Source organism: Mycobacterium sp. shizuoka-1, assembly GCF_002723835.1.
In the GTDB taxonomy this organism is placed as follows: Bacteria; Actinomycetota; Actinomycetes; order Mycobacteriales; family Mycobacteriaceae; genus Mycobacterium.
The window spans coordinates 3,496-9,118 of sequence record NZ_BEWG01000012.1 but is presented as its reverse complement, the minus strand read 5'-3'; the positions used below and the strand labels follow the sequence as shown (position 1 = coordinate 9,118).

Here is a 5,623-nt window from a genome sequence, read left to right as displayed (position 1 = left end):
GTTCTGATCCGCGGCGCATTGCGGGCGCCGCGGATCAGAACGGAGGGGTCGGGGTTCGCGCAGTAGGTGTAGAGGTACGGCTCGGGAAAGTCCGCCTGGGATGGCGGGTGCCGTGGGAGGTTGTAGTCGCAACTGTAGCGCGGGTAGGGATCGCCGATTATCCAGATTCCGCCGTCGTGGACCGCGGTGTTGAGCGCCTCGACGACTGATCTGCGATTGGTCGGGAAGAGTGCTTGTAGGGCAGGCACCCGCACGACCGAGAGTTGGGCGATCGTGGTCAGGTTCCCGAGCAGCTGGACCATGGTGTCGGAGTTGTCGGCGATGATGTTGTCGAGTTGCGTCAGGGGCGCGCTGCCCTCATCGACCAGGGCGCGATAGCCGCTGTCCATCGCGTTCACTCCCTGCAGGATGTTCTGTAGGTTCTGTGTGGTCGCTTGCAGTCCGGAGTGCACGTCGCCCAGCGTGGTGAACACTGTCCGGCTGGTACGCAGGACGCTCACAGTTTCCGGCAGCACCGAATCGAGCGTCGTGATGAGAAATGTGCCACCGTCGACCAGTGCTGCCAGTTTGTGCGGCCCATCCTTGCTTACGCGCAGTTCTGACTCGATCGCCGCAATCTTTTGGGGATCGACCTGTTTCAGCGCACCTTCGAAATTGCTGATCAGTTGCGAGAAAGACACCGGAACGCTCGTCTGGTCGTCGCTGAGCGTGCTTCCGTCGGTCAGATACGGACCCTGGTCGGTTTGGGGCCGAAAGTCGAGATACTGTTCGCCGGCGGGGGTCAGAGCCGAGACACGTGCGGTGGTGTGCTGCGGAATGCGTACATTCTCGTTGAATATGGCGACCGCAGTCACGCCCCGGTCGGTCAAGTTAACCGATTCCACACGCCCGATCGGCACGCCTCGCAGTGTCACGTCTTGGGCAGGCAACAAGCCACCCGATTCTGGCAATGGCACTCGCACAGCAATCGTTGACTGCGTCGGGTTGACCCGCAGCGAAACGATCACCACATAGGCGAGCGCTACCACCATGACCAGGGCCATGCCGACCAGGGCTACCGGAATGCGGTGTCGCACGCCCGCGCGGACCGTATCGACGATGATGCGGGCCGGCGCTTCGACGGGATAGCGTGTCGGACTCATCGGTTTGGTCCGTAGATCTTGTCCAGCAAGAGATTCCACTCGTACCGGAGACTGCCGATCATCGCATGCCAGTCGGTTCCATCCGGTCCGTGGAACATCGGATCACCGGGATAGTTCATGTCCGGCAACGAACCCAGCGCGAGCTGCCAAACCTCGCCAGTGCCGTGGATTGCGGCCGAGTTGGTGGATTTCATGACGATCGGTATCAGTCGGTTCAGCGCGGTGAGCGATAGGTTCGGGTCGGTGCTGATGTCGTTGAACCGTGCCGAAAGTTGGTTGAGGTCGGCGATCAGGCTGCGAGTGTCGGTGCCCTGCAACGACGGAAAACGGGACAGTTGTGCGGTGATGTGGCTGACACCGGTCACCAGGTCGGCTATCTGGGCGGTGTTGTCGGCCAGCACGGCAGTCGCTGGTGCTGCGGCGGCGAGGGCCTCGTTGAGCGAGTCCTGCCGTTCAGCAAGGGTTGCAGCCAAGTCGGAGGTACTCCGCAAGGCCGTCCTGATTTGTTCCGAGCGCGAATTGAGCCGGGCGATAAGCTCGTTGGACTGGTCGAGGAGTGCGGAGATGTTCTCGCCGCGTCCGCCCACTGCCGAACCCGCTCCGTTGAATAGCGAGGTGATGTTTCGGATGACACCGCCGTTTACTAGCAACGCTGCTGAGCTGAGAACTTGTTCGACGGTTGCACCCGCCGAGGTCGACTCCAGCGGAATGGTGTCTCCGTCATGAAGCTGGGCGGCGTCGGGCGGCTGGTTCGGATCGGGGCGGATCGCGACAAAGAGGTCGCCTAGCGGTGTTGCCGAACGCAATTCGGCGGTGGTCCCGACCCGCAAGGGCACATCGCTGCGTATGTTCATCTGCACGAACGCGGTGAAGTTTCGAGCATGGATCGAGTCCACTTCGCCGATGTCAGCGCCGTTCAGCTTGACCTTGGCCTTCGTCGGGAGGTTCAGCGCGTTAGTGAAGGCGGCGCTCAGCGAGTATGTGCTGGCGCCGCTCGACGGGCCGGTCAGCGGCAAACTCTCCAACCCCATCGCACAGCCGGAGAGCACACCGGTCAGACCGATCGCTGCGGCACATTTGAGTCCGCGGCGGGTTGCTGAAGAAAGCTCCCTCATCGCTGTCCCGCAATCAATTCGAGCATGCCTATGAGACCGAAATCCGGCCCATAGTCCCGTAATGTGCCGGTGGCGCAGCCGAGTTGCTTGGCTCCTAGGAGGTTGCAGATCTCTTTTCCGAACTGACCTTGGAAGACCAATTTGTCGAACAACCCGTGGGCCCGAATGGAACCGGCGTTCGGGTCGACGGCGTTGTAGACGTTGTCGATCATCAACGGCGCCACATCGAAGAATTCCGACAGTTCGCGGCGGTAGTCGATGAGCGCTTGGGTGATGACCTGAAAATCGCTGGCGGTGACCTTCATGTTGTCACGGTTCTTCTCAAGCAACGAGGCGGCTTGGGAGAGAATCTGATTGACTTTTGTTCCGGTGGTGCCCGTGCCGAGGTCCTCCTCTGCGAGTATGTTGCTGAGCTGACGCACGTTGGAGCCGAATTCGCGGATGGCCGTGTCGTTGTCGGCCGCCGCCTGCAACAGCGTGTTGAGACTGTTGACGATTGTCTGGATGTCTTTCTTGGCGCTCGCTCCGTTGTCCGAACCTAGCCGGAGCGCCTCGGACAACTGAGCCAGCGTGGCTTTGATGTCGGCGCCATTGCCCACGGTTATCTGGTCGCTGAGGCCGATCAGGTCCGCGATCGGCCCGCCGCCCCGGTTGTCTCCACGAAGGGCGCTTGCCAGCTTGTCGACCATCGCCAGCGTGCGATCGAATTCGACGGGCGTGCGGGTGCGCCCGAGACCTAGCACGTCCCCGTTCTGAAGCTTTGGTCCGCCGCGATAAGGGGGTGTGAGCTCGACGTGGCGATCGGTCAAGATCGAGGTCGAAACCGTGACGGCCTGGACGTCCGCCGGCAGCTCAACGTCCTTGTCGATCTCCAGTGTGACCTCGACATAGCGGTCCTTGGGGACGATGCTGGTCACAGTGCCCACCGACATGCCCAGCACCGACACCGCATTGCCCTCGTAGAGCCCGACTGTGTCCTCGAACTGCGCGGTCACCGTGATCGGCGGATGCGCGAGGCGCGGGACGACGACAGCCCCAATGCCCACGCCCACGGCGATCAGTGCAACGACCCAGAACACAAGTTTGCGGCTCATTGGCAATCCTGGAAGTACTCGACGAGGTTGAATTGCTGAGCCCGCCCACTAATCGCGCACATCCATGAGTCGACCAGCGGGAGATTGGGAAATGTTGCATCGGCAGCGGGTCCACTGCCGGTGGCGTTGGCGACGTTGCGGATGGGGACAGGCAAAACCTGCAGGATATTTCGCAGTAGTGCGTCGTGGTCAGCGATCATCGTGGAGAGTTCGCGCATAGTGACCAGCAACTCATTTAGGGCGGGTTCGTCGTCGAGGACTCGCTTGAGGGTGTCTACTAGCGCGGTGGCACTGGCGAAGAGCCGTTGAACCGCCGCTCGGCGGGATGTCAACTCGCCCAATAGGTCTCGACCTTGCAGCACCAACGACCCGAGATTGGCCCTCTGGTCGCGGATCATGGCCGTGACCGTGTGTGTGCTGGACAGCAGGGTTCTGAGTTGATCGCGGCGTTCGGCGAGGATCGCGGACAGCGACTTCAAGTTGCGCAGCGCTTCGGGCAGCGCCTCGGGTACGCCATGGAGGTTCTGGGTCAGCGTGGTCAGCGATTGCGCGATGCGTTCAGCGTCGATCTCGCCAAAGGTGGTGGTCGCGTCGGCGAGGGTCTGCTGCAGGTCGTAGGGCACGGACGTGTTGGACAACGGGATCGTATCGTCGGGGAGTTCGCCGTTTCCTGCCGGTGACAACTCGAGGTAGCGGGATCCGAGCAGGGTGGTGAGTTTGATCGCGGCTTGGGTATCTCGGCCCAGGTGGACGTCGTTGCTGACGTTGAACGTGACGATTACCCGGTCACCGGCGAGTTTGAGCCCGTCAACGGTTCCTACTGATATTCCCGCGATAGTGACCTGCTCGCCAGCGCGCAGGCTCGCGGCTTGCGCGAACTCGGCCTGGTACTTCGTCTCGCCGATTCCAAGGGCGCCGAATAGCAAGACGGCGGCCACGAGTGCGATGACAACACCCAACGCGGCTGTGCCGAGCCAGATCTTGTTGAGCGACTCGATGGGACTGCGTTTGAAACGTTCGAACATTCTTGTTACCTGCATACCGGTGAGTGTTTGATGACATTGCCCGGCGTGGCGGCCGCGACCTGGGCGGGAATCCAGTAGCCCAGAGCGCGCCAGAGGAACACCGTGGCGTCACACGCATAGATATCTACGTAACTCCCTGATTGAGTAAACCGGGCGGCTCCTTTCAGAAGGTAGGGCAGGTTTGCCCCAAGAAATGCGATCCGGTTTCTGCCGTCACCGGTGAGGTGCGCGGCGAACCCCGGTTCGCGAGTGACGAAGTCGTGCAGATCGGGATAGATGTTGTCGGTGATTGTTGCCAACCGTGAAATCGTCTTCTCGATGGAGCCGACCGAGGCGCGCAGTTCATCTCGGCGAGCTGCCAGGCCCGTCACTACGTCCTGCGTTTGGCGAATGACGGTCTGCAGGTTCGTGTGCTGGTTGGCCAGGTTGGTGAGTACCGCGTTGAGATTTGTGATCAGGTCGCCAAGAACCTCATCCGGTCCGGCGAATACCTCTGCCAATGCGGATGTTTGGGTGATCAGCGCCAGTACCGAACCATTGTCGCCCTGCAACGCGGTAATGATCGCGGTGGTGAGGTTGTCTACCTTCTTCGGGTCCAGCAGAGTGAATAGCGGCTCGAAACCCTTGAGCAGGTAGGTAATGTCGAACGAAGGTTCGGTGCGTTCCAGCGGAATCTGGCTGTTCGGGCTCAGCGGTTCTTGGTCACCGCCCTTGCCGGGTGACAGGCCCACGTACCGCTGTCCGATGATGTTCTGATAGGTCACCGACGCAATGGTGTTGGTGTACAACGGTTGTTGCTTCTGCACTCGGAACGTGACTTTGGCCAGCGTGCCCTGCAGTTCGACGGCGTCGACCCGGCCGACGCGAACGCCTGCCACCCGCACGTCGTCGCCCGTGTGCAGTCCGGAAACATCGGTGAAGATCGCCGAATAGGTGTCGGTATCGCCGGACACTTCGCGCCGCAGGGTGACGAACACCATCCAGGTCACCACCATCGATACGATCAGGAACAACACCAGCCCGATCAACGGCTTGCGGTACCTCATCGATCACCCCCGGGCTCTGGCGCGATGTTGACGGTCGTTCCGCGCACGACGGGGCCCAGCAGCAGCTGGGTAGCGGCGCTGGCTTGGCCGCCGACAATCTGGCTGAGCTGGTTCTGCTCCTGTGCACTACCCACTGGGCCGACACTGCCTCCGATGACAGCTGATTGCGGTGCCACCGCGGCCGGCGGGGCGGGTGGGGGC

General features: G+C 61.6%; 5 protein-coding genes and 1 pseudogene. All 6 read right to left on the bottom strand.

The genetic code is table 11. The features are described from left to right. On the bottom strand, positions 1-1,142 hold a 1,142-nt coding region (locus MSZK_RS03075; protein ID WP_099244726.1), incomplete at its 3' end, for an MlaD family protein. Further along, the gene (locus tag MSZK_RS03070) at positions 1,139-2,257 is read right to left on the bottom strand and encodes an MCE family protein (RefSeq protein WP_099244724.1); all 1,119 of its coding nucleotides are present in this window, start codon (positions 2,255-2,257) and stop codon (positions 1,139-1,141) included. The genes MSZK_RS03070 and MSZK_RS03075, both read right to left, overlap by 4 nt. Next, entirely contained in the window at positions 2,254-3,351 is a 1,098-nt protein-coding gene (locus MSZK_RS03065) for an MCE family protein (RefSeq protein ID WP_099244722.1), read from the bottom strand. The genes MSZK_RS03070 and MSZK_RS03065 overlap by 4 nt, the downstream gene beginning before the upstream one ends. Then, the gene (locus MSZK_RS03060; RefSeq protein ID WP_371411282.1) at positions 3,348-4,391 is read right to left on the bottom strand and encodes an MCE family protein; all 1,044 of its coding nucleotides are present in this window, start codon (positions 4,389-4,391) and stop codon (positions 3,348-3,350) included. The genes MSZK_RS03065 and MSZK_RS03060 overlap by 4 nt, the downstream gene beginning before the upstream one ends. Then, positions 4,382-5,422 carry an MCE family protein gene (locus tag MSZK_RS03055; RefSeq protein WP_099244718.1) on the bottom strand — a complete coding sequence of 347 codons (1,041 nt, stop codon included), beginning with the start codon at positions 5,420-5,422 and terminating at the stop codon, positions 4,382-4,384. The genes MSZK_RS03060 and MSZK_RS03055 overlap by 10 nt, the downstream gene beginning before the upstream one ends. After that, positions 5,419-5,623, bottom strand: a pseudogene (locus MSZK_RS32800) (mammalian cell entry protein); the annotation flags it as partial. The gene MSZK_RS03055 and the pseudogene MSZK_RS32800, both read right to left, overlap by 4 nt.